At 72.3% G+C, this 19,733-nt stretch carries 24 protein-coding genes, 1 pseudogene and 1 riboswitch; of the genes and pseudogenes, 11 read left to right on the top strand and 14 right to left on the bottom strand.

Annotation, left to right across the window (positions count from 1 at the left end; all coding sequences use genetic code 11):
- Positions 1-30: 30 nt before the first annotated feature.
- Positions 31-1,053 (top strand): phosphotransferase, encoded by a 1,023-nt coding sequence (locus AB0C26_RS20630; protein ID WP_360249429.1) that lies wholly within the window; start codon positions 31-33, stop codon positions 1,051-1,053.
- A gap of 3 nt (positions 1,054-1,056) precedes the next feature.
- Here AB0C26_RS20630 and AB0C26_RS20625 read toward each other — a convergent pair whose 3' ends face one another.
- Positions 1,057-1,824, bottom strand: coding sequence for a CbtA family protein (locus tag AB0C26_RS20625; RefSeq protein WP_360249426.1), 768 nt, complete (start codon positions 1,822-1,824; stop codon positions 1,057-1,059).
- A complete protein-coding gene (locus tag AB0C26_RS20620; protein ID WP_360249423.1) occupies positions 1,815-2,018 on the bottom strand; it encodes a CbtB domain-containing protein in 204 nt (67 codons plus the stop codon). Before AB0C26_RS20620 ends, AB0C26_RS20625 begins: the two co-directional genes overlap by 10 nt.
- Before the next feature lie 58 nt (positions 2,019-2,076).
- Positions 2,077-2,151: riboswitch (cobalamin riboswitch) on the bottom strand.
- Between the two features lie 110 nt (positions 2,152-2,261).
- Here AB0C26_RS20620 and mycP point away from each other — a divergent pair.
- The 3 genes and pseudogenes from mycP (at position 2,262) to AB0C26_RS20605 (ending at position 4,665) form a co-directional block, all read left to right on the top strand.
- Positions 2,262-3,449: a type VII secretion-associated serine protease mycosin gene (gene mycP / locus AB0C26_RS20615; RefSeq protein WP_360249420.1), complete on the top strand. Its 1,188-nt coding sequence runs from the start codon at positions 2,262-2,264 to the stop codon at positions 3,447-3,449.
- Between the two features lie 73 nt (positions 3,450-3,522).
- Positions 3,523-4,335 (top strand): annotated as a pseudogene (locus tag AB0C26_RS20610) (dihydrodipicolinate synthase family protein); the annotation flags it as partial.
- An 87-nt stretch (positions 4,336-4,422) separates the two neighbouring features.
- Complete coding sequence (locus AB0C26_RS20605; RefSeq protein WP_360250008.1) at positions 4,423-4,665, top strand: hypothetical protein; 243 nt, start codon at positions 4,423-4,425, stop codon at positions 4,663-4,665.
- A 9-nt stretch (positions 4,666-4,674) separates the two neighbouring features.
- Here AB0C26_RS20605 and AB0C26_RS20600 read toward each other — a convergent pair whose 3' ends face one another.
- The 4 genes from AB0C26_RS20600 to AB0C26_RS20585 form a co-directional block, all read right to left on the bottom strand.
- Positions 4,675-5,724, bottom strand: a complete 1,050-nt coding sequence (locus AB0C26_RS20600) for a MerR family transcriptional regulator (RefSeq protein WP_360249417.1) — start codon at positions 5,722-5,724, stop codon at positions 4,675-4,677.
- Between the two features lie 82 nt (positions 5,725-5,806).
- Positions 5,807-6,277 (bottom strand): NUDIX hydrolase, encoded by a 471-nt coding sequence (locus AB0C26_RS20595; protein ID WP_360249414.1) that lies wholly within the window; start codon positions 6,275-6,277, stop codon positions 5,807-5,809.
- A 2-nt stretch (positions 6,278-6,279) separates the two neighbouring features.
- Positions 6,280-7,059 (bottom strand): inositol monophosphatase family protein, encoded by a 780-nt coding sequence (locus AB0C26_RS20590; RefSeq protein ID WP_360249411.1) that lies wholly within the window; start codon positions 7,057-7,059, stop codon positions 6,280-6,282.
- A complete protein-coding gene (locus AB0C26_RS20585) occupies positions 7,056-7,640 on the bottom strand; it encodes a uridine kinase (RefSeq protein ID WP_360249407.1) in 585 nt (194 codons plus the stop codon). The genes AB0C26_RS20590 and AB0C26_RS20585 overlap by 4 nt, the downstream gene beginning before the upstream one ends.
- Before the next feature lie 127 nt (positions 7,641-7,767).
- Here AB0C26_RS20585 and AB0C26_RS20580 point away from each other — a divergent pair, with 127 nt between their 5' ends.
- On the top strand, positions 7,768-8,379 hold the full coding sequence (locus tag AB0C26_RS20580; protein ID WP_360249404.1) for a hypothetical protein: 612 nt from the start codon (positions 7,768-7,770) through the stop codon (positions 8,377-8,379).
- Positions 8,380-8,692: 313 nt separating this feature from the next.
- Here AB0C26_RS20580 and AB0C26_RS20575 read toward each other — a convergent pair whose 3' ends face one another.
- From AB0C26_RS20575 to AB0C26_RS20565, 3 genes are all read right to left on the bottom strand, one after another.
- The gene (locus AB0C26_RS20575; protein WP_360249401.1) at positions 8,693-9,568 is read right to left on the bottom strand and encodes a hypothetical protein; all 876 of its coding nucleotides are present in this window, start codon (positions 9,566-9,568) and stop codon (positions 8,693-8,695) included.
- Complete coding sequence (locus AB0C26_RS20570) at positions 9,565-10,071, bottom strand: GNAT family N-acetyltransferase (protein ID WP_360249398.1); 507 nt, start codon at positions 10,069-10,071, stop codon at positions 9,565-9,567. Before AB0C26_RS20570 ends, AB0C26_RS20575 begins: the two co-directional genes overlap by 4 nt.
- Positions 10,072-10,275: 204 nt before the next feature.
- On the bottom strand, positions 10,276-11,277 hold the full coding sequence (locus AB0C26_RS20565) for a tyrosine-type recombinase/integrase (protein ID WP_360249395.1): 1,002 nt from the start codon (positions 11,275-11,277) through the stop codon (positions 10,276-10,278).
- 523 nt (positions 11,278-11,800) lie between these two features.
- Between AB0C26_RS20565 and AB0C26_RS20560 the strand changes: the two genes are divergently transcribed.
- Positions 11,801-12,247 (top strand): C39 family peptidase, encoded by a 447-nt coding sequence (locus tag AB0C26_RS20560; protein WP_360249392.1) that lies wholly within the window; start codon positions 11,801-11,803, stop codon positions 12,245-12,247.
- A 149-nt stretch (positions 12,248-12,396) separates the two neighbouring features.
- Here the strand turns inward: AB0C26_RS20560 and AB0C26_RS20555 are convergent, their stop codons facing one another.
- From AB0C26_RS20555 to AB0C26_RS20535, 5 genes are read right to left on the bottom strand one after another with little or no spacing between them, the layout of a single operon-like run.
- Positions 12,397-12,750 (bottom strand): DUF6204 family protein, encoded by a 354-nt coding sequence (locus AB0C26_RS20555; protein WP_360249389.1) that lies wholly within the window; start codon positions 12,748-12,750, stop codon positions 12,397-12,399.
- Between the two features lie 28 nt (positions 12,751-12,778).
- Positions 12,779-13,312: an alpha/beta hydrolase gene (locus tag AB0C26_RS20550; RefSeq protein WP_360249386.1), complete on the bottom strand. Its 534-nt coding sequence runs from the start codon at positions 13,310-13,312 to the stop codon at positions 12,779-12,781.
- Between the two features lie 8 nt (positions 13,313-13,320).
- Positions 13,321-13,869, bottom strand: coding sequence for a hypothetical protein (locus tag AB0C26_RS20545; RefSeq protein WP_360249383.1), 549 nt, complete (start codon positions 13,867-13,869; stop codon positions 13,321-13,323).
- A 38-nt stretch (positions 13,870-13,907) separates the two neighbouring features.
- On the bottom strand, positions 13,908-14,705 hold the full coding sequence (locus AB0C26_RS20540; RefSeq protein WP_360249380.1) for a class I SAM-dependent methyltransferase: 798 nt from the start codon (positions 14,703-14,705) through the stop codon (positions 13,908-13,910).
- Positions 14,706-14,748: 43 nt separating this feature from the next.
- Positions 14,749-15,300, bottom strand: coding sequence for a 2'-5' RNA ligase family protein (locus tag AB0C26_RS20535; RefSeq protein ID WP_360249377.1), 552 nt, complete (start codon positions 15,298-15,300; stop codon positions 14,749-14,751).
- Between the two features lie 59 nt (positions 15,301-15,359).
- Between AB0C26_RS20535 and AB0C26_RS20530 the strand changes: the two genes are divergently transcribed.
- From AB0C26_RS20530 to AB0C26_RS20510, 5 genes are all read left to right on the top strand, one after another.
- A complete protein-coding gene (locus AB0C26_RS20530) occupies positions 15,360-16,283 on the top strand; it encodes an ABC transporter ATP-binding protein (protein WP_360249374.1) in 924 nt (307 codons plus the stop codon).
- Positions 16,280-17,053, top strand: coding sequence for an ABC transporter permease (locus AB0C26_RS20525; RefSeq protein ID WP_360249371.1), 774 nt, complete (start codon positions 16,280-16,282; stop codon positions 17,051-17,053). The genes AB0C26_RS20530 and AB0C26_RS20525 overlap by 4 nt, the downstream gene beginning before the upstream one ends.
- 20 nt (positions 17,054-17,073) lie before the next feature.
- A complete protein-coding gene (locus AB0C26_RS20520; protein WP_360249368.1) occupies positions 17,074-18,159 on the top strand; it encodes a sensor histidine kinase in 1,086 nt (361 codons plus the stop codon).
- On the top strand, positions 18,156-18,767 hold the full coding sequence (locus AB0C26_RS20515) for a response regulator transcription factor (protein WP_360249365.1): 612 nt from the start codon (positions 18,156-18,158) through the stop codon (positions 18,765-18,767). Before AB0C26_RS20520 ends, AB0C26_RS20515 begins: the two co-directional genes overlap by 4 nt.
- A gap of 103 nt (positions 18,768-18,870) precedes the next feature.
- Positions 18,871-19,719, top strand: a complete 849-nt coding sequence (locus AB0C26_RS20510; protein ID WP_360249362.1) for a sigma-70 family RNA polymerase sigma factor — start codon at positions 18,871-18,873, stop codon at positions 19,717-19,719.
- Positions 19,720-19,733 lie beyond the last annotated feature (14 nt).

The following is a 19,733-nucleotide window of genomic DNA, read 5'->3' as shown; positions in this document are numbered from 1 at the left end:
GGTCACCTTGGGCCTACTAGTGTTGTGGTAGTGCCGATTCCCGAGGATCTGATGCGACCGGGGTGGACTGTCGAGGAGCTGGTGCACAGCACCGCGAACGAGGTCACCGGCGGGGTGTGGCGGTTGCGCCGGGAGGGTTCGTCGGTGGTGGTGAAGGTGGCCGCGCCGCGGCGGGCGGGCGCGGCGGCTCATCTGGCGGCCAGTGACGATCCTGGTCACTTCAACTATTGGCGGCGTGAGGTCGAGGCGTACGCGTCGGGGCTGGCGGGTCGGGCTTTCCCGGGTTTGCGGGGGCCGGAGTTGGTGGAGGTGGTGTCGCGGTCGGACGGGTCGGTGGCGCTGTGGCTCGAGGATGTCCGGGGCCGGCCGGGCACGAGCGGCGGCCCGGGTGATCTGGGGGAGGTGGCGTTTCGGCTCGGCGCCGCGCAGAAGCAGTGGCTGGGTGGGCGGCCGCAGGACGGTTGGCTGGCCCGGGATTGGTTGCGGGATTACACGCTGGCGCAGCCGGTGGGTGGTGAGCTCGACTGGGGGCATCCGGCGATCGTGGCGGGCTGGCCGAAGCCGGTGCGCGACGGGTTGCGGCGGTTGTGGCAGCGGCGGCACGAGATCCTGGCGGTGACCGACGGGTTGCCCCGGACGTTGTGTCACCACGATGTGTGGCCGATGAATCTGGTTTTCGCGGCGCCGGGGCCGGTGTTGCTGGACTGGGCGTTCGTGGGGCCGGGGGCGGTCGGGGAGGACGCGGCGAATCTGGCCTTGGACGCGTTTTTCGACGGGCTGGTCGACATCGCGATGCTGGACGAGGTGCTGGCCGTTGTGGCGCGGCAGTATTGCCGTGGCCTCGACGGTGCGGTCGACGAGGCCACGGTGCGGCGGGCTGTCATGGCGTGTGGGGCGGCGAAGTATTTCTGGCTGGCGCCGCGGATGGTGTCGGCCGCCGCGGCGGGCTGGGCCCGGAGGCCGGGGTACGACAGCCGCGGGATCGAGGCGATGGTGGCCGGCCGGGGTCCGGTGCTGGCGGTGGTCGCCCGGTGGGCGGACGAGGTGCTGTGAGGGCTAGCCGGAGGTGACTTTCTCGTGGTCCGGCTGGGTGGCCGGGGTGCGGCGGGCGTTGAGCAGGGCGGCGAAGGCGAGGCCGAGGGCCGTCCAGAGCAGGACCTGGGTGCCCAGTGAGGCGAGGCGGAAGTCCCACAGCAGGTCGGCTGGGAAGGTGTCCGGCACTTCGTCGACGGTGGGCAGCAGGGTGTAGCCGACGGTGACCACGATGAGGAACGCGGTGGCGGCGGCGAGGGCCTGGCGCCACTCGGCGCGCTGGGTGCGGGCCGCGACCACGGACGCCCAGACGGCGACCAGGCCCAGCACGAGGATGGCCAGGTAGCTGATGGTGCGCTGGTCGATGGTGGCGGGGTTGCCGACCGCCGGTGGGTTGGGCGGGTATTTGACGTACGGGATCAGCACGATGCCGAGCAGGGCGGCGCCGGCCAGGCTGAGCGCGGCGCGGGTGTCGCTCGGGGTGCGCAGGCGGCGGCGCAGCAGGGTGTACGCGGTGGCGAGCAGCCCGCCCATGGCCGCGCCGTACAGGCCGGTGGCCAGGAACAGGCCGCCTTTCTGCCCGTCGCGGCTGACCAGTTCCTCGTCGTGGTGGTCGCTGCCGGGGGTGGCGTGGGCGTTCGCCTCTTCGATGGCGATGGCCGCGTCGACCTTCGGTTCGCCCACCGCGTACGCGAAGCAGCCGGCCAGCAGGCCGGCGACGAGGCCGGCGAGCAGGCCTCGCAGCAGGAGTGCGCCGTAGCCGGGCGCGGGTTTCGCGGCGGTCAGTGGCACGGGACGCCGAGCAGGTGGCGGCCGTCGTGCATGAGCTCGTGCAGGTACATGCCGCTGCGGGAGACCGCGCCCTGGTCGAAGGCGACCAGGTAGGCGACGAGCAGCATGAGGGCGACGACGGCGAGAGCGGTCCAGAGCAGCCGCGCGGAGACGGCGGGGGTGCTCAGCGGACGGATCGGCTGTGCCTTGGGCATGGTGGGGGAACCTCCTGCCGGGATGACGCGTCCCGTTCGAACGGACTGCGACGCGTGAGCGTCCTGACTCACGGTTCCCGTCGCCGGGTTCCGTTCACAGTGGCGCGACCGCACCGGAGTTGCACCGGTTTCCCTCACGACGCCGCAGATGGTTTCCACAACCTAGCTGTGAGCGACCTGAACGCACAACCTTGTCGCACCGTCCCGATACCATCCAGCCGAGTCGTTGAAGGAGGGTGCGCGATGCGGTGGCGGGAGGTTCTGGCCGCGGTGGCGGTGGCCGCCGCGACGCTGAGCGTGCCGGCGCCGGCGGGGGCGGCTGTGGTGTGCCAGCGGACGACGGCTCCCGGTAAGGTCGCCGCGGGTGTGCCGGTCGAGGATCAGGTGTACGCGCCGAAGCGGCTGGCCGGTTTCGCGACCGGTAAGGGTGTGCGGGTGGCGGTGATCGATTCCGGTGTGGACGGCGATCATCCCCAGTTGCGCGGGCGCGTGACGCCGGGCGCTGATTTCCTGCACGGCGACGACAGCGGCCGGCAGGACTGCCAGGGCCACGGCACGTTGGTGGCGAGCATCATCGCGGCGGCGCCGGCCCGTAACACGGGTTTTCAGGGGCTCGCGCCGGAGGCGGCGATCCTGCCGTTCCGGATCACCGAGCAGGAGGTCATCGACGGCGAGGCGGTCGGTGACAAGGGTTCCCCGGCGCAGTTCGCCCAGGCGATCGATCTGGCCGTCGAGCAGGGCGCCGACGTGATCAACATTTCGCTGGTGATGACTTCGGACAACGCGGCCGTACGGGCGGCGGTCGCGCGCGCCGTCCGGGCCGGTGTGGTGGTGGTGGCCGCCGCCGGCAACAACGCCCGGCAGGGCAATCCCGACCCGTTCCCGGCGAAGTATCCGGGGGTCATCGGTGTGGGCGCGGTCGGGGCGGACGGTACCGTGGCCGACTATTCGCAGCACGGCGAGTATGTCGACCTGGTCGCGATCGGCAACGGGGTGACCGGCGCCGACGCCGGCGGCACCGGGCACACCTCGCAGTCCGGTACCAGTTTCGCGGCGCCGTTCGTGTCGGCCACGGCTGCCCTGATCAAGCAGCGTTTCCCGCGGTTGAGCCCGGCCGGGGTTCGGCAGCGGCTGATCGCCACCGCCGATCCCGCCCCGGGCGGCAGCGTGAGCGCCGAGTACGGGTTCGGGCTGCTCAACCCGTACCGGGCGCTGACCGAGACGCTGGGCCCGAGGCAGCAGGCGCAGCCGGCCCCGGAGTCGATGACCATGCAGGATCCGGCCGTGGCGGCGCTGGCCGCCCGCCGCGCCGCCTCCCGTGACCGGGCCCTGGTGTTCGCCGGGATCGGCGCCGGCATCGTCGTGCTGCTGGCTCTGACCGCGATCGTCGTCCGGCAGGGCCGCCGGCGCGGGTGGCATCCCGCTGGATAGTTCAGCGCCGCTACATCGTCGCGGGAGGACAATTTAATAGACCTTAGCGGTACGGGTTTGGCACGGTGGCCGGATGCTGACCGGTCTGTACGTCCCGTTGATCACCCCGTTCGACGCCGCCGGCGAGGTCGCCGTCGAGGCCCTGAGCAGGCTCGCCCACGATGTGCTGGACGGCGGCGCGGCCGGGCTGGTCGCCTTGGGCACCACCGGCGAACCGTCCACGCTGACCGGGGCCGAACGCGGCACCGTTCTGCGTACGCTCGCCGCCACCGGCGCGCCGCTCATCGTCGGCGCGAACGACGCGACAGCCCTGGCCGGCCTGGGCGCCACCGCGACGGCGGCCCTGACGCTGGTGCCGCCGTTCGTGCGGGCCGGCGAGGACGGGGTGATCGCCCACCTGGGCGCCCTGGCGAAGACCAGCCCGGTGCCCCTGGTCGTCTACCACGTGCCGTACCGGACGGCTCAGACCTTGTCCGCCGGAGCGCTGCGCCGCATCGCCGCTCTGCCGAACGTGGCCGGGCTGAAACTCGCGGCCGGCGGCATCGACGCCGACACCATGGACCTGCTGGCGGACCCACCCCCGGATTTCGCCGTCCTCGGCGGTGACGACCTCTACATCTCGCCGCTGCTGGCTCTGGGCGCGCACGGGGGCATCCTCGCCTCGGCCCAGGTCGACACCGCGGCCTACGCGGGCCTGATCACGGCCTGGCGTGCCGGTGACGCCGGCCGCGCCCGGCCGCTCGGCCACCGGCTGGCGCGGCTGTCGGCGGCCCTGTTCGCCGAGCCGAACCCGGCCGTCATCAAGGCGGTGCTGCACGCGCGGGGCCGGATCCCCACCCCGGACGTGCGGTTGCCGTTGCTGCCGGCCTCGGCCGCCGCGGTCAGCGCGGCTCTGGCCGCCGGGCCGGTCCAGCGGCTGGAGTTCCGCGCCGCCCACCTCACGGCCGTCCGCGACGGGCGCAAGAGGGTGACGATGCGCTTCAACGACCCTGTGGAGGCCGGCCCGGCACTGCTCGTCTTCGGCGGCGAAGCCATCCTGCCGGGCCGCATCACGTCCACGGTCACGAAGCCGGTCAGCGCCGTCACCGACGCCGAGGCCCGCGAGGACGGCTTCGCCGGCGCCGCCGACGTCCTGCCCGGGCTGCGCGACTACTACCCCCAGCTGCGCCCCGGCGACGAGATCGTCATAGTCCGCTTCGAACTGACCTCTTCCTGATCCGGTGGCCTACACGTCGGCGACCGCGACGGCGATGTTGTCCGGGGCGCCCGCGCTGTGGGCCAGGGCGATCAGATCGGCCACCGCCTGCTCGGGGCCGGCGGCGCCGGCCAGGGTGCGGTGCAGGGCCTCGGCCGCCACCACCGCGGACAGGCCGTCGGAGCAAAGCAGGTAGCGGTCGCCGGGTACGGCCGTACGCAATCCCAGGTCTGCCTCTCCTTCCGGGCCCCAGCCCAGGGCCCGGGCCAGCAGCGCCCGCTCGGGATGGCCGACGGCCTCGGCCGGGGTGAGTTTCCCCTGGTCGACCTGCGTGCGTACCCACGTGTGGTCCTGGGTCAGCTGGGTCAGCTCGCCGTTGCGCAGCAGGTAGGCGCGGCTGTCGCCGACATGCACCAGCGCCATCCGCATGCCCTGCCGCAGCAGCGCGGTCAGCGTGGTCACCGGCTGACCCTGCGCGCCGGTGGCGAGGGCGCGGATGGCCCGGTCGGCCTCCGTGACGGCGCCGGCCAACAGGGTCAGCAGGTCGGGGCCGGACGCGGTGGCCGGGTCGAGGGCGCGGACGGCTTGCAGAGCGGTGGCCGCGGCCTGGGCGCCGCCCGGACCGCGGGTTCCGTCGGCCACCGCGAGCAGGTGCGGGCCGGCGTACGCCGCGTCCTCGTTGGTGTCGCGGCCCCGGCCGGGATCCGTCGCGGCGGCGAAACGGAAGTCGCTGTCAGGCATGGTGGTGGTCCCTCCGGTCAGGTCAGCCACGAGGAGGGAGGTCAGCCGGGCCCGCGCCGCCGTGTCGGCGGTGACCCGGCGCCAGAACGCGGTGACCGCCTCGGCGGCGGCCGCCGGCTCGAGTGCGCACACGCCGGCGATCTCGGCCAGCGGCATGCCGATGCGGCGCAGCTCGGCGATCAGGTGGGCCCGGCGCAGCTGGCTCGGCTCGTAGAACCGGTACCCGGTCTCCGCGTCCACGGCGGCCGGGCGCAGCAGGCCCATCTCGTCGTAGAGGCGCAGCGCTTTCGGGGTGAGCCGAGCCTGCCGCGCGAACGCGCCGATCGTCACCAGAGCCACCGGCTTTTCCTCCTCGCACCGGCCACGGCGGCCGGTGCCACCCAGGCTCGGCCTTACCCGAAGGTGAAGGTCAAGACCTTCGTCACTGATGCAGCCGGCCACCGACGGCGACGGGCGGCACGTGCCCGGTCGCCGGTCGCTCGCGGACCAGGGCCAGACCGGTGTCGACGATCACGGAACGGTCCAGGGAGGGCACCTCGGACAGGGGGATCCAGCGGGCCTGGTCGGTCGAGCCGCCGGTCTCGTCGCGCAGGACGCCGCCGGTCAGCGTGACCTCGTACAAGACGCAGACCGCGTGCAGCAACCGGCCCGGCGGGTCGCTGTAGTCCATGACGATCACGCGGGAGTCGACACCGAGCAGGGCGCTGACCTCGGCGGTGTAGCCCGTCTCCTCCTCGACCTCGCGGACCACGGCGTCGTACGGGTCCTCGCGCTCGTCGACCCCGCCGCCGGGCAGGGTCCAGTGCGCGCGGGCGCCGTCGGGGGAGACCCAGTGGGCCAGCAGGATGCTGTCGGGGCGCAGGCAGAGTGCGTACGCGGCAAGTCGTTGCATGGTCACCATCCGATCAGGGTGAGCAGGTCGCCGTGGGTCCGCGCGTCGGCGGCGACCAGCAGGCCGCCGGCGCCGGTGTGCACCGGGTTGCCGTCGAGGCCGGTGACGACGCAGCCGGCCGCGCGGCACAGGGCGATGCCGGCGGCGAAATGGACGCTGTCGCGCAGGTGGCCGTCGGTCACGTAGGCGGCGCGGCGGCCGGCGGCGACCCACGCCACGGCCAGGGTGGTGGAGACGACGCGGGGCCGGAAAAGGGCGGCGAATCCGCGGTGGGCGAGCAGATCGGCCGCCCGGAAACGGGGGTCGTTGGGAAACGGCGGATCGAGATTGACGTCGACCAGCCGCGAGGAAGCGGACGGGGTCAAGGGCTCGTCGGTGCCGTCACGGCGTACCCAAGCGGAATTGCCGTCGGTCCAGAAAACCTCACCGGTGTACGGGTCGGCCTGCGCGGCGGCCGTCACCTCGTCACGGCAACGCAAGGCGACATTGACGGAAACCAGCAGATTGCGTACGGCGTAATTGAGCGTTCCGCAGAGCGGGTCGACCAGCCAGGTCCGCGGCGCCGGGGTGCCGGTGTGGCCGCTTTCCTCGCCGAGCACGGCGTCCTTGGGGCGGTGCTCGCGCAGCAGTTCGACGATGACCCGTTCCGCTTCCAGATCAGCGACGGTGGCGAAATCACCGCCGCCTTTGTCCACGCGCTTGTGCCCGCCGATGTCGGTGTCGCGCACGACGTGGGCCCCCGCTTGCGCGGCGGCGATGGCCAGCTCCCCGTCAGTGATCATCGAGGCAGGATAGCCGGATTCCGCCAATCAGAGTTGTCGATGACCACGCCGGCGCGCGCCCGCGGATCGCAGGCGGCGAAATACCGTCGCTGACCGCCGACATAGCGGGCTTGACTCGGATGGTCCGGATCGGGGTGCGAGCCGTCACGCGCCGCCATTCGCGGCACGGTGACATCGAACGGCGCGTGCAGGAAAACGGAGAACTCCCACCGGCCGGCGAGTTCGTCGCGGTGCAGGAAAAGCCCGTCGACAATCAGCACCGAACCGGGCGGCGCCACTTCAAAGGCAGGGGCCAGGGCTTGGTCGGTACGCACGTCGTGGGCGGCCCGCCGGAATCGGCGTGACCCGCCCGGCGCGAACGGTTCGAGCACGTCGCGCACGAGCGCCGGATAGTCGTAGCTGTCGAGGAAGAAACCCTCCGGCGAATCACGGCCGCGGCGGTACCGCACGTCGCGGCAATGGTGGAAATCGTCGGCCGAGACGTGCACGACCGGGCGTCCCCGGCCGCTCAACTCGCCGGCCAGATGGCGGGCGAACGTCGATTTGCCCACCCCGTCGACGCCGTCGACAGCGACCCGCACGCTGTCGGGGCCGGCCGGTACAAGATCAGCGATTCGGGTGATCAGAGCTGGTCTCACGGCCGAAGCCTAACCGAAGCTGATCTTGCAGAATGACCCGGTGAAGGATGCCGCGGGTAAGGTCGCTCTGTTGTTCATACCGCTGATTCTGATCAGCGCGTGGTTGGGCGGCAGCCTCACGATCCCGCTGACGCCGACCGGCGTGACCGGAGCGGTGCTGCTCATCGTGACCCTGATGGCGGCGCAGGTGCTGCCCCGGGTGGCGTGGGCGTTCGGCACGACCGCGGCGCTGGCCGTGGTGACCGCCGTGGCGTTCACCCAGCTGCCCGGCACCCGGTTCGGATCGGTACCGGCGCTGGTCCTGCTCGCGGTGGCGGCCGGGCTGAGCTGGCTGCTCACGCGCCCACCCCGCCGGCAGAGCCCGGAGGAGGCCTGGCTGACCCGGCTCGACGGGCTGCTGGTGGGCCGCTACGACGTGCCCCGCAGCCGGTCCGCCGAACTGGTCGCGCGGGCCCGCGCCGAGGGCGCCCCGAGCGGCCCGACACCGGTGGCCCGCTACGCCCGGGAGGCCGCCGCCGTGGAACCGGCCCGCCGCCGCAGCGGCCGCTACCTGCTCTCGGTGATGATCGGGACCGCGGTGGTGGGCGCGGCCGTGAACGCGCAGTGGGTGCTGGCCGGAGCCGGCGCGGTCGTGCTGGCCTGGTCGCTCTGGGACGTGAGGACGACCCTGCGCCGGTCGTGACGGCGCTGCCGTTAGATCTGCGGCGGCACCACCGTCGCCGGCGAGTTCGGAGCCGTTGACGGAGCCGGACGCGTCCGAGGCGAGGAAGACGGCCTGCCGTTCACTTCGGATGCGCACATCCCTGTTCGCTGTGCTCGGCGTCCCTGCACTGCCGGCTCCGTCAGGCGGCGGTACGGGCACGATTCTGCTCGAGCGTGACCGCACCACATTGCCCAGCGATTCCTCACCGGGGAACGCGCGCCGTTGCCGAGTGCCGGTCGGCTGCGGCGTCCCGCGAAAGGCCGGCTACAACACCGCTTGTGCGGAACAGGCGTCAGAGCAGCCGGGTCAGCAAGGGGCGTAACGCGTCCGCGCGGGCGCGGCGCCAAGCGGCGATGGGCCGGACCGCGTCGGGGACCGTGGCGGCGCGCCAGCGCCACATGCCGGCCAGGCCGACCACGAACCGGGACGCGTCCGGCGGCAACGAGCGGAGCAGCTGGTGCGCCCGGTCGGTGGCCACCTCCGGGCCGCGCTCGTGGCCGGTGGCTACCACGTCGGCCGCCAGCTGCGCTTGGTCGATCCAGGGGGCGCCGGACGCCGCGTACGCCCAATCGAGCAGCACCGCCTTCCCGGCCCGCGCCGTGTTGTCCAGTCGGATGTCGCGGTGCACCAGCGCGTTGCCGGCCGTCCAGCGTTCCCACCCGGCCACCATGGCGGCCGCCCGGCCCGCATGCGCCTGCTCGACCCCGAGCTCCAGCAGGCGCTCCCAGCCGTCGAAACCGGCCAGGCGCTCGGCCACCGGCACCAGCGCCGGCGGAGCCCGATGCGCGCTCGCGGCCCGGCAGGCCCGCACCACGGCCGCGATCGACGTGTCGGACCACAGCCCGCCGGTGGTGCCGGGCGCCCAGGTCGTCACCAGCGCGGCCCAGTGCCCCCATGCGACGGTGGCCAGTCGCCGCGGCGCCGGCACGGACGGCGGCAGCACGTCCAGGATGGCGGCCTCCCGCAGGACCATCGCGTGGTTGTGCGACCGCACCTGAGCCGACTCGGCCTTGACGAAGACCCGCCGGCCGTCGGCGAGCCGCAACCCGACGGCCGGGCCCGGCGACATGCCACCGCGCAGATCCCGATGATCGGACACCGCCGCCCCCAGCGCCTCGGCCACGGCCGCCCGCAAAGGTTCCGGCGTGTCGGCCCACGCGGTCCTCACGCCGGCAGGTCGATCACGGAGAACAGCAGGGCGCCCCGCTCGTCGTGTTCGGTCCGCTCGACGCGCAGAGCCAGCGCTTCCACGATCCGCCGCGACGCGGCGTTACCCGGCCGGACGCTCGACCAGACCCGGCCGAACCCGGCCGCCCGGCACTCGTGCAGCACGGCCCGCGCCGCCTCCGAGGCGAAACCCCGCCCCCGGAACGACCGCCCGATCAGATAGCCGATCTCCGGTTCGGCCGGCCCGGTCCGCCCCGTCAACATTCCGCAGTTGCCGACCAGCACACCGGATTCGGCGTCCCGGACGGCGTACCAGCACAAGCCATGCTCCTCGAAGGCGCGGCCCCGGTTGCGGATCCACTGTTCGGTGCGCGCCAACTCGGTGAACGGGCCGCCGCCGATCGTGTGCGTCAACGGATCGGAGAACAACCCGTGCAACTCCGGGGCGTCCCCCGCGACGAAGTGGCGCAGGCGCAGCCGCGGCGTACTCAACGAGGTTCGCATCAGCCCTCCCGCCGGAAGACAACCACGCCACCGGCCCGCACGGCTACCGGATATCCGTGCGCCCTGCCGGCCGGGCCGGGCGCCGCGGCGCCTGGACGCGGTAGACACCGGCGTGCGGTCGGTGGTGAACGAGCTGATCGGTGAAAGGTGCCGCGGCGAAACCTCAGGAGGATCGTTCTGACAGAACCGGCCGGGTGTGCGGGATCAGGTGCATTCGGTGTCGCTGAAGCGGCCGGCGAGCAGGTAGGCGCCGTGGTTGTCGAGCTGGTCGCGGCGGCGGTCGTAGCGGCGGGTGGTTCGCGGGTCGGCGTGGCCGGCGAAGTCCTGGGCGCGGCGCAGGTCGCCGTTGGTGGCGTCGAGGATTTCGGTGATCGCGGTGTGGCGCAGCGAGTGTGGGCTCAGCGCGCCGGCCGCGGCGAGGCCGGCGCGGCCGGCCAGGCGGCGGATCAGGCGGTGCACGTACAGCTCGTAGATGCGCAGTCCGGACTGGGTCAGAAACAGCGGGCCCTCGGCCGGGGTGCCGCGTTCGGCGAGCATTTCGTCGATCGCGTGCGACAGCACCGGCGGCAAGGGGATCCGGCGGCGGCGGCCGCCCTTGACGGTCAGGTCGAGTACCCGGTGGCCCCTGTCGTAGCCGAGGTCTTCGACGCGGGCGCTGATCGCGGAGCCGACTCGCAGGCCGGCGACCAGAAGCAGCAGGAGCAGGGCGTGGCTGGTCCGGGAGTCGGCGCGGGCCTCGGCGAGCAGCCGGTCGGCTTCGGGGCGTTCGAGGCCGACGGTGCTGCTGTCGTCCGGGTCGATGCGGGGGCGGGCGGCGGCCTGGGCCGGGTTGTACCGGATCAGAGGTTCCGGGTCGGCGGCGGTGTTGACCACCAGGTAGTCGTACCAGGAGGCGACCGCGGACAGCCGGCGGGCGATCGTGGACTCGGCGGCGGGTTTGCCGCGGGCGCCGGTCGCGCGCTGCTCGACGATCCACGCGTCGAGATCGGCGGCCCGGGCGGTCAGCGGGTCCCGGCCGGTGGACGCGCACCAGTCGACCCACTGCCACAGGTCCCGCCGGTAGGCGGTGCGGGTGTGCACGGATCGTTGCCGGCTCAGCCACATCGTGGTCAGTTCGGAAATCCGGGCCGGCGCGGCCGTCGCGATCGCGGGCAGCGCGGCCGGGTCGCTCACGACGAGTTCGCCGTCCAGAGGTTCGTCCGTCACACCAAGATCCTACATGAAGGATAACGGTCATTATTTTACGCCCCCGATGGGGCCACTCTGGATTATTGGATTGCTGATATTAGTAATCCAGTAATCCAGAGCAGGTCGGGCGATGACGGCTTGGCCGAACCCAGGGGTGTTGGTGAGGGCGGGCATCAACCGGCGCCTCCGCGGCGGCCGATGGGCTGGTGGCAGAACGGCGAACTATCGCCGACCTCGGCCCAGCAACGCCCCCACTCGACCTGGAGCACAGCCTCATCGTGGTCCGGCTCCGCGCGGCAGCCAGGCAAACGATGGTGATAGCGATCGCGGGTGGACCGCCTTGCCGCCTACCGGCGCTGTCGCCCGGACGCCGGTGTCGGAGGCTCGCAACGTTTGGTGCTGGTGAGGTTTCTTCCCGGCGTTCCAAGTGCCGCTCTGGCCGAGCGGCTCATCTGTCCCGCCGCTGATCTCACCGACGGATGACGCTGGGCCGGGGACAGATGGATGTCCACGATGGACATCGGCGGCCGCAGGACCGCCGATGACGATCGCCGAGAGGATGCCGTCGATGAACCGACGCGAATTGCTGACCCTTCCTCTGCTGGGGGCGGCCGCCGCCGGGACGGGTGCGCTGAGTCTTCCCGGCGCGGCTCTCGCCGCACCGGTGAAGATCCCGCTGATCTGGCAGACGCAGCTGGAGGACTACTGGTGCGGGCCGGCGTCCCTGCGCATCGCGTCCTCCGCTTGGTTCGACGAGGACGAGATGCCCGGGCAGAGAGAGCTCGCGAACCATATCGGCACCGACTCGAACGGCTCCACCCGCCACCAGATGCTGTACGGCACGGAATACATCTTCGGGCGGTACGTCTACGAGCTTGAGGACGTCAAGAGCCGGGGCGCACCTGGCCGTTCGCGGCGCGCATTCCCGCCGCGAACGGCCAGGTGCGGCTGTCCCGTGTCCGAGGTCAGCACGATGCGGGAACCGTAGGACTGCGCCGGATCGAACCCGGCGATCTCGAAGAACTGCAGATTCAGATCTTCACGTCGCAGCCCCACGGCCGGGTGGGGTTGCGCTGCTTGTACGTGGTGTGGAAACCGGGCACCGTGGAGAAGGCGACGGAGGACCGAACGGCCGGGTCAGTCCTTGCGGGCGGCTTCGCGCTTGCCTCGTTTGCCCAGGGGGATCTCGGCGACGTCGACGGTCTGGGAGGTGAGCTTCTTGACGGGGTAGCCGCGCTCGGCCATCCAGGCGGTGGCCTTGGCTTCGGCTCGGGCGGCCGCCTGCGGGATGTCGGCCTCGTCGGTGGCCTGCTCAGCGAAGCGGAACGTGAAGAACGGCCGGGCCGGCAGGTCGTACGTCAGGTGGCCCTCGGGGGTGTACTGGGTGTGCAGGAAGTCGTGGGCGCCCTGGGCCGCCACCAGCTCGGCGAGCTGGGTGTCGGTCAGGTTGTCGAAACTGCCACGCACGGTGACCCTGATGGTGCGGCTCATGACGGTGAAGTATCCCGGCGCGGGAGATCTAGGGCCACTGGATTTCGTCCAGGAACTCCTCCACGGCCACCACGATGCGGGCGAGCACGGCGATCGAGTCGGTCAGCGGCCCGGGTACGAACATGCCGTGGTCGGCGGTGGGTACCTCGACCACGTACGGGCTGAGCCGGCGGGCCGTGGCGCTGTGCCAGTGTTTGTCGGCGGTGCCGCCGACCAGCAGGCAGGGGGCGGTGGCGTGGTGCAGGGCTTCGACGATCCAAGGGCAGTGCAGCAGCGGGGTGAGCCAGACGGCGGGCAGGCCGCGGTCGGCCGCGACGCGGGCGGCGTTGCTGCCCAGGGACTTGCCGATCAGCAGGGCCGGGCCGGCGAGGCTGTCGAGGACGGGGCTGACCTGGTCGCGTACCCAGGTCTCGATCTCTTGATCGTCGAAGGGGGGCGGGGTGGTGGTCCACTCGTGGGCGTGGGCGGTGGCGCCGCGTTTCTCGGGGACGGTGCCGGCGTAGGCGAGCAGGCCGGCGACGGGGCCGTAGCGTGCTCCGGGGATGACCACTGCGTCTGCCATGATTCACGCTAACCGGGGCCGAAGCGGAACGCGATGCCTCTCGGGTCGTCGATTTCGATCAAGCCGGTGGTGTCGGTGTGCCCGGCGAGGCGCCTGAGGGCGTCGGCGGGGCCGGCGACGCCGCGCAGTTGCACGGTGATGCCGGTGAACCGCAGGGCCGCGGTGCAGGTGATCTCGTCGGGTCCGAGGCCGTCCAGGTCGCCGGCGAGGGTCACCGCGGCGGTGACGGACGGGCCGTCCTGGGCGGTGATCGTCACGTCGGCGCGGTCGTAGCGGTGGTGGCCGTGGTGGTGGATGACGGCTTCGGCCGGGTCGGCGAACGCCTTGCTGGTCACGTCGAGCCCGTCGAGGTGGCGCCAGCCGGTGGTGGTGTCGGGCAGCCATTCGATCTCGAGCAGCACCGGGTCGCCGCCGACCGGCGCGAACGGGATCCGCAGCGTCCAGGTCAGGGCCGGTTCCAGGCCGACGACCGGGTTGTCGAACAGCAGCCCGGAGCATTCGCCGCCATCGACGGCGATCAGTTCGCGGGTCAGCCGCCCGCCCGTTTCGTCACCCACGGCGGGAGTCTGCCACAACGCGGGTGTGCCCCGATCGGTCAGGGGCGGGTGGCGATGGTGAGCTGGTGGTTGCTGGCGCCGAGCAGGGTCGGCTCCTCCTCGACGGTGCGCAGCATCTCGAGCATCAGCGCGGTTTCGGCCGGGTCGGCGAGGATTTCCGTGAGGCGCGGGCCGAGCAGGCCCAGGGGTCCTTCGACGCCGACGCGGCGGCGCACGCTCAGGCCGGCGGCGACGGCCTCGGCCGGGGGTTCGGTCGGGTGGTGCAGGTAGGAGCTGGTGAACCAGCCGTTGCCGAGCTCGCCGACGGCTTCCTGCCGGCCGTCGTCGAGGACCCGGTCGACGCGGGGCCGGAAGCGCGGGTCGAGGGCGTAGTTCTTGACGAAGCCGTCGAACAGTGACGCGTAGCGGCTGATGGTGGCGGCGATGACGACGCCGCCGGGGCGTACGACGCGGGCGGCTTCGCGCCAGGCGGTGAGGCGTTCGTCGTAGTCGAGCAGGTGGTACAGCGGGCCGAGGAGCAGGACGGCGTCCACGCTGGAGTCGTCGGCGGGCAGGTCGCGGGCGTCGCCGACGGTGGCGGTGACGCCGGGGCGGGCGGCGGCGTCGCGCACGTGGGCGGGCACCGGGTCGATGACGTGGACGTGGTAGCCGGCGGCGGCCAGGGGTTCGGCGTAGACGCCGGTGGCGCCGCCGACGTCGAGTACGGACGCCGACGGGGCGGGCAGTTCGCGGTTGAGCACGTCGAAGGTGCGCAGGAACTCGAGCCGGCCGGTGCCGGCGGCCAGGCGGTTGGTCTCGCCGCCGAGTTCGTAGTAGTCGAGGATTTCGGGTCGCATGCCGTCGATCCTTCTGCGGCCGGTGGCCGGCGGCAACGCAATATCAGCCGAGCGGGAACTCGGCGCGGGTCGCCCACGTGCCGCCCGGTTCGGGTCGCCCGGTGATCAGCCGCAGGGACGAGATCCTGGCGTGGATCGGCAGGTGCGCGGTGATGTCGGCGGCGGCCGCTTCGAGGTCGGCCCGGGGGTGGTCGTGGCCGATCGTCAGGTGGGGCACGATCTCGGTGAACTGTCCGCCGTACGGCTGGCAGCCGGGGAAGTGGGCCGCGACGGCGGCGGTGAGGGTGACGATCGGCGTGGCCGGCGCCGGGGCGAGCCACAGGACGCTGTCACCGAACCAGTCGACCCGCTCCAGGGCGCAGAAGAAGGCCGGCACCGACGCGGCGGTGCCGGTCAGCACGGCCAGGACGTGCTCGTCGATGTCGGCGGGCGGCAGGAACGGGTACAGCACGGTGATGTGGGCGGGCACGCCCCAGCCGGCGGCGGCGTCGAGGCGTTCGCGGTGCGCGGCGACGACGGGTTCGGCCTCGCCGACCGCGAGGATGAGGGCGCTGTGAGTCGGGTGCACCACGCCATTGTGGATGACGGATGTCATGGGCGGGTCGTGACGGGCGGCCCAGCCGCGCGCGCCGGGTGGGTCCGAGCATTGTTCGCATGACCCTTACGGCTTCACCTGATCTGACGACCGCGGCTGCGGTCGAGCTCGACGGTGTCATCAAGCGCTTCGGTGCGGTCACCGCCGTCGACGGCATCAGCCTGACCATCCGGCCGGGCGAGGTGGTCGCGCTGCTGGGCCCGAACGGGGCCGGTAAGACCACGACAGTTGACATGCTGCTCGGTTTGCAGCGGCCCACCGGCGGCACGGTCCGGGTGTACGGGCGGGCGCCGCACGAGGCGGTCGAGCTCGGCCTGGTCTCGGCCGTCATGCAGACCGGGGCGCTGCTCAAGGACTACACCGTCGAGGAGACGGTGCGCTTGACGGCGGTGTTGTTCGGCCGTTCCCGCGCCGACGCGGAGGCGGCGCTGGAGCGGGCCGGGCTGACCGAGGTCGGTAAGCGGCTGGTCGGTAAGTGTTCGGGCGGGCAGCAGCAGCGGCTGCGGTTCGCGATGGCTCTGCTGCCGGATCCGGAGTTGCTGATCCTGGACGAGCCGACGACCGGTATGGACGTGGGCGGGCGGCACGAGTTCTGGTCGGCGATCCGGGAGGACACCAGCCGCGGCCGGACGGTCATCTTCGCCACGCACTATCTGGAGGAGGCCGACGCGTACGCGGACCGGGTGGTGTTCGTGCGCCGGGGCCGGGTGGTCGCCGACGGCACGGCTTCGGAGGTCAAGGCCCTGGCTTCCGGCCGTACGGTGCGGGCGACGCTGCCGGGGGCGGTCGAGGGTGACCTGCTGGCGATCGCCGGCGTGGACAAGGCCGAGGTCCGCGGCGAGACGATCTTCCTGCACGGCCGGGACAGCGACGAGATCGCCCGGTACCTGCTCACCCGTACCGCGGCCCGGGACCTGGAGATCACCAGCCGCAACCTCGAAGACGCTTTCCTGGCCCTGACCGCTGATGAGGTGTCGAAATGACCGTGATGACGCGCACGCTGCCCCGGTTCGGCGGTTTCTCCCTCGGGATGATCAAGCTGGAGTTGCGGCGGGTGCTCCGCAACAAACGCACGGTGATCTTCACGCTGGTCTTCCCGGCGGTGTTCTTCCTGCTCTTCGGCACCAGCGCCGATTACAAGACCGAACGGGTCGGTGGGGGCAACCTCACCGGCTACGTCCTGGTCAGCATGGCCGTGTACGGGGCGATGCTGGCCACCACCAGCGGCGGCGCGATGGTTTCGATCGAGCGGGCCGCCGGGTGGAGCCGGCAGCTGCGGCTGACCCCGTTGCGCCCGTACGCCTACATCGCCACCAAGATCGTCATCGCGATGATCATCGGGGCGGTGTCGGTGGTCGTGGCCTTCGCGGTCGGCGCCGTCTCGGGGGCGAAGCTGCCGGCTTCCGCGTGGATCCTGTGCGGGCTGCTGGCCTGGGCGTGCGCGCTCGTGTTCGCCGCGTTCGGCCTGTTCATGGGCTACCTGCTGCCCAGTGAGAACGTCATGCAGATCCTCGGCCCGGTGCTGGCGGTGCTCTCGTTCGCCGGTGGGCTGTTCGTGCCGGTCGACGAGCTCGGCAGCACGTTCGCCACGATCGCGAAGTTCACCCCGGTGTACGGGGTCGGTGAGCTGGCCCGCTATCCGCTGACCCACGACGGGAACCTGTGGCTGGCCACGCTGAATGTGCTCGTCTGGACGGGGTTGTTCGCGGCCGGGGCGATGTGGCGGTTCCGCCGCGACACGGCCCGGGTCTGAGCAGCGGTAGGTTCACAGCCATGACAGCCGCACGTTTCGGTCCGCTGTTCGCCGCTGTCTGGCTGTTCTACCTCAGTGAGAACGTCAAGGCGCTGCTCACGACCGAGGATCTTTGGTGGCGGTACGCGGGCCTGGTCGCCGTGGTGGCGTTCGCGCTCTGCTACGCGGTGCTGGCGAACCGGGCCCGGCTCTCGCGCCAGCAGCCGCCACCGCCGCGGTTCGTGCCGCGGATGTGGCTCGGCATCGCGCTGATGATGGCCCTGTTCGCCCTGCAGATCCCCGGCGCCGGCAACCACGCCCTGCCCTGCCTGGTCTACATGGCGGCGCTGGCCATGATCTGTCTGCCGATCCGGCAGGCGCTGCCGTTCGCGGTGGCCCTGTTCGTGCTGGCCGAGGCGCTGCCGCTGCTGGTGCCGGGCTGGAACGACAACGGCTACGGCCTGGCCGTGCTGCTCGGCTCGGCCGCCACGTACGGGCTGCGGCTGGCCGTGGAGCGTCAGCGCAGCCTGCTGGCCGCCCAGCGGGAGCTGGCCGAGCTGGCGGTGCAGAACGAGCGGGCCCGTATCGCGGCCGACCTGCACGACATCCTCGGGCATTCGCTGACCGTGGTCGCGGTCAAGGCCGAGCTGGCCCAGCGGCTGCTCGACGTCGACGTCGAGCGGGCCCGCACCGAGCTGCGCGACCTGGAGGCCCTGTCGCGTGACGCGCTGGCCGACGTGCGGGCCACGGCCATGGGGATGCGCGGCATCTCGCTGCCCGGGGAGATCGCCGCCGCCCGGGAGGCCCTGACCGCGGCGAACGTGGAGGCGGAGCTGCCCGGGGTGGCCGACGAGGTGCCCAGCCGCAACCGGGAGCTGTTCGCCTGGACGATCCGGGAGGCGGTCACCAACATCGTGCGGCACAGCCACGCCACCCACGCCCAGGTGCGCGTCGGTCCCGGCAGCGTCGAGATCCTCGACGACGGCCCCTGTCCCGACCGTCCGCCGGGCGCCGGGCAGGGGCTGGCCGGGCTGCGCCGTCGTGCCGAGGCGGCCGGTGCGACGTTCACCGCCGGACGTCGTGAAGATCATCCCGGCTTCCGGGTACGCGTGGAGGTACCGACATGATCAAGTTGTTGCTCGCCGACGATCAGGCTCTGGTCCGCGGGGCGATGGCGGCCCTGCTCGACATGGAGAACGACCTGAAGGTGGTGGCCGAGGTCGGCCGGGGCGACGAGGTCGTGGCGGCCGCGCTCGCCCACGAGCCGGACGTGGCGCTGCTGGACGTGGAGATGCCGGGCCTGGACGGTATCGCCGCCTGCCGGGCCCTGCGCGTGGCCCGCCCCGGCTGCCGGGTGCTGATGGTGACCACGTTCGGCCGGGCCGGCTACCTGCGCCAGGCCATGGCGGCCGGCGCCGGCGGGTTCATCGTCAAGGACACCCCGGCCCGGCAGCTGGCCGACGCGGTCCGCCGCGTGCACGACGGGCTGCGGGTGGTCGACCCGGCCCTGGCCGCCCAGTCGCTCGCGCAGGGCGACTCGCCGCTGACCGACCGCGAGACCGGGGTGCTGCGCGCCGCCCGCGACGGCGGCACCGTCGCCGACATCGCTCGTGAGCTGCACCTTTCCGAGGGAACGGTGCGGAACCACCTGTCCTCGGCGATCGGTAAGACCGGCGCCCGTACGCGGGCCGAGGCGGTGCGGCTGGCCGTGGAGAACGGCTGGCTGCTCACTTGAGAAGAAATTCCGAGTGCAACCGAGCGGCAACCGTAAGTAGTCTCCGGCTGCACCCGTAGGCCGAAAAAGTTCTCCCCGTCAGCAACGACAGGGGGGAACCACCATGAACAGCTCGACCATCACGACCGTCACCCGCGCCCAGGAGACCCTGATCCGCGAGAACATGGCCCTGGTCGGCCACATGGTCCGCGAGATGCTGTTCAAGGTTCCGGCCCACGTGCACCGCGACGACCTCGCCTCGGCCGGCTACGCCGCCCTGGTCACCGCGGTCAAGGCGTACGACCCGCGGCGGGGGATCCCGTTCGGCCGCTTCGCCGCCGCCCGCGTCCGCGGCGCCCTGCTCGACGAGCTGCGCGGCATGGACTGGGCCAGCCGCTCGGTGCGGGCCCGGGCCCGCCGCGCCGAGCAGGCCCGCCAGGAGCTGACCGCCCAGCTGGGCCGCACCCCCAGCGACACCGAGCTGGCCGAGCTGCTCGGCGTCGCCGTGGCCGAGCTGGCCACCATCGACGACGACGTGCAGCGCGCCGCCGTCCTGTCGCTGCAGGGCTTCGCCGCCGGCACGGCCGAGGACATGGTCACCGAGACCGCCCTGAACCCCGAGGAGATGCTGCTGCACCGCGAGCGCATCGGCTACCTGCACGACGCGGTCGCCGTGCTGCCCGAGCGGCTGCGCTTCGTCGTGGAGGCCTCCTTCCTGCGCGAGCGCCCGCTCTCGGAGGTCGCCGCCGAGCTGGGCGTCACCGAGTCGCGGGTCTCGCAGCTGCGTACCGAGGCCCTGGCCCTGCTCAAGGACGGCCTGAGCACCCACATGGAGCAGAAGGACAACGGCGCCGCCCGTAACGGCGCCGTGGCCCGCCGCCGCGCCGTCTACGCGGCCCAGATCGGCGCCCGCTCCACCATGACCACCCGCCTGCGCGCCACCACCGCCCAGGGGCTGCTCGCCGCGGCCTGACCGCATGCGGCGAT

The sequence above is a fragment of the Actinoplanes sp. NPDC048796 genome (assembly GCF_040650035.1).
In the GTDB taxonomy this organism is placed as follows: Bacteria; Actinomycetota; Actinomycetes; order Mycobacteriales; family Micromonosporaceae; genus Actinoplanes.
This window is presented reverse-complemented; position numbering and strand designations above follow the sequence as displayed.

What these genes read in the sequence shown, in the direction of transcription:
- AB0C26_RS20620 (WP_360249423.1), bottom strand. Translation starts at nt 2,018, where the DNA reads ATGCCCAAGGCACAGCCGATCCGTCCGCTGAGCACCCCCGCCGTCTCC.
- mycP (WP_360249420.1), top strand. Translation starts at nt 2,262, where the DNA reads ATGCGGTGGCGGGAGGTTCTGGCCGCGGTGGCGGTGGCCGCCGCGACG.
- AB0C26_RS20605 (WP_360250008.1), top strand. Translation starts at nt 4,423, where the DNA reads ATGCGCTTCAACGACCCTGTGGAGGCCGGCCCGGCACTGCTCGTCTTC.
- AB0C26_RS20595 (WP_360249414.1), bottom strand. Translation starts at nt 6,277, where the DNA reads ATGCAACGACTTGCCGCGTACGCACTCTGCCTGCGCCCCGACAGCATC.
- AB0C26_RS20590 (WP_360249411.1), bottom strand. Translation starts at nt 7,059, where the DNA reads ATGATCACTGACGGGGAGCTGGCCATCGCCGCCGCGCAAGCGGGGGCC.
- AB0C26_RS20570 (WP_360249398.1), bottom strand. Translation starts at nt 10,071, where the DNA reads ATGCGAACCTCGTTGAGTACGCCGCGGCTGCGCCTGCGCCACTTCGTC.
- AB0C26_RS20560 (WP_360249392.1), top strand. Translation starts at nt 11,801, where the DNA reads ATGACGATCGCCGAGAGGATGCCGTCGATGAACCGACGCGAATTGCTG.
- AB0C26_RS20555 (WP_360249389.1), bottom strand. Translation starts at nt 12,750, where the DNA reads ATGAGCCGCACCATCAGGGTCACCGTGCGTGGCAGTTTCGACAACCTG.
- AB0C26_RS20550 (WP_360249386.1), bottom strand. Translation starts at nt 13,312, where the DNA reads ATGGCAGACGCAGTGGTCATCCCCGGAGCACGCTACGGCCCCGTCGCC.
- AB0C26_RS20540 (WP_360249380.1), bottom strand. Translation starts at nt 14,705, where the DNA reads ATGCGACCCGAAATCCTCGACTACTACGAACTCGGCGGCGAGACCAAC.
- AB0C26_RS20535 (WP_360249377.1), bottom strand. Translation starts at nt 15,300, where the DNA reads ATGACATCCGTCATCCACAATGGCGTGGTGCACCCGACTCACAGCGCC.
- AB0C26_RS20530 (WP_360249374.1), top strand. Translation starts at nt 15,360, where the DNA reads ATGACCCTTACGGCTTCACCTGATCTGACGACCGCGGCTGCGGTCGAG.
- AB0C26_RS20525 (WP_360249371.1), top strand. Translation starts at nt 16,280, where the DNA reads ATGACCGTGATGACGCGCACGCTGCCCCGGTTCGGCGGTTTCTCCCTC.
- AB0C26_RS20520 (WP_360249368.1), top strand. Translation starts at nt 17,074, where the DNA reads ATGACAGCCGCACGTTTCGGTCCGCTGTTCGCCGCTGTCTGGCTGTTC.
- AB0C26_RS20515 (WP_360249365.1), top strand. Translation starts at nt 18,156, where the DNA reads ATGATCAAGTTGTTGCTCGCCGACGATCAGGCTCTGGTCCGCGGGGCG.
- AB0C26_RS20510 (WP_360249362.1), top strand. Translation starts at nt 18,871, where the DNA reads ATGAACAGCTCGACCATCACGACCGTCACCCGCGCCCAGGAGACCCTG.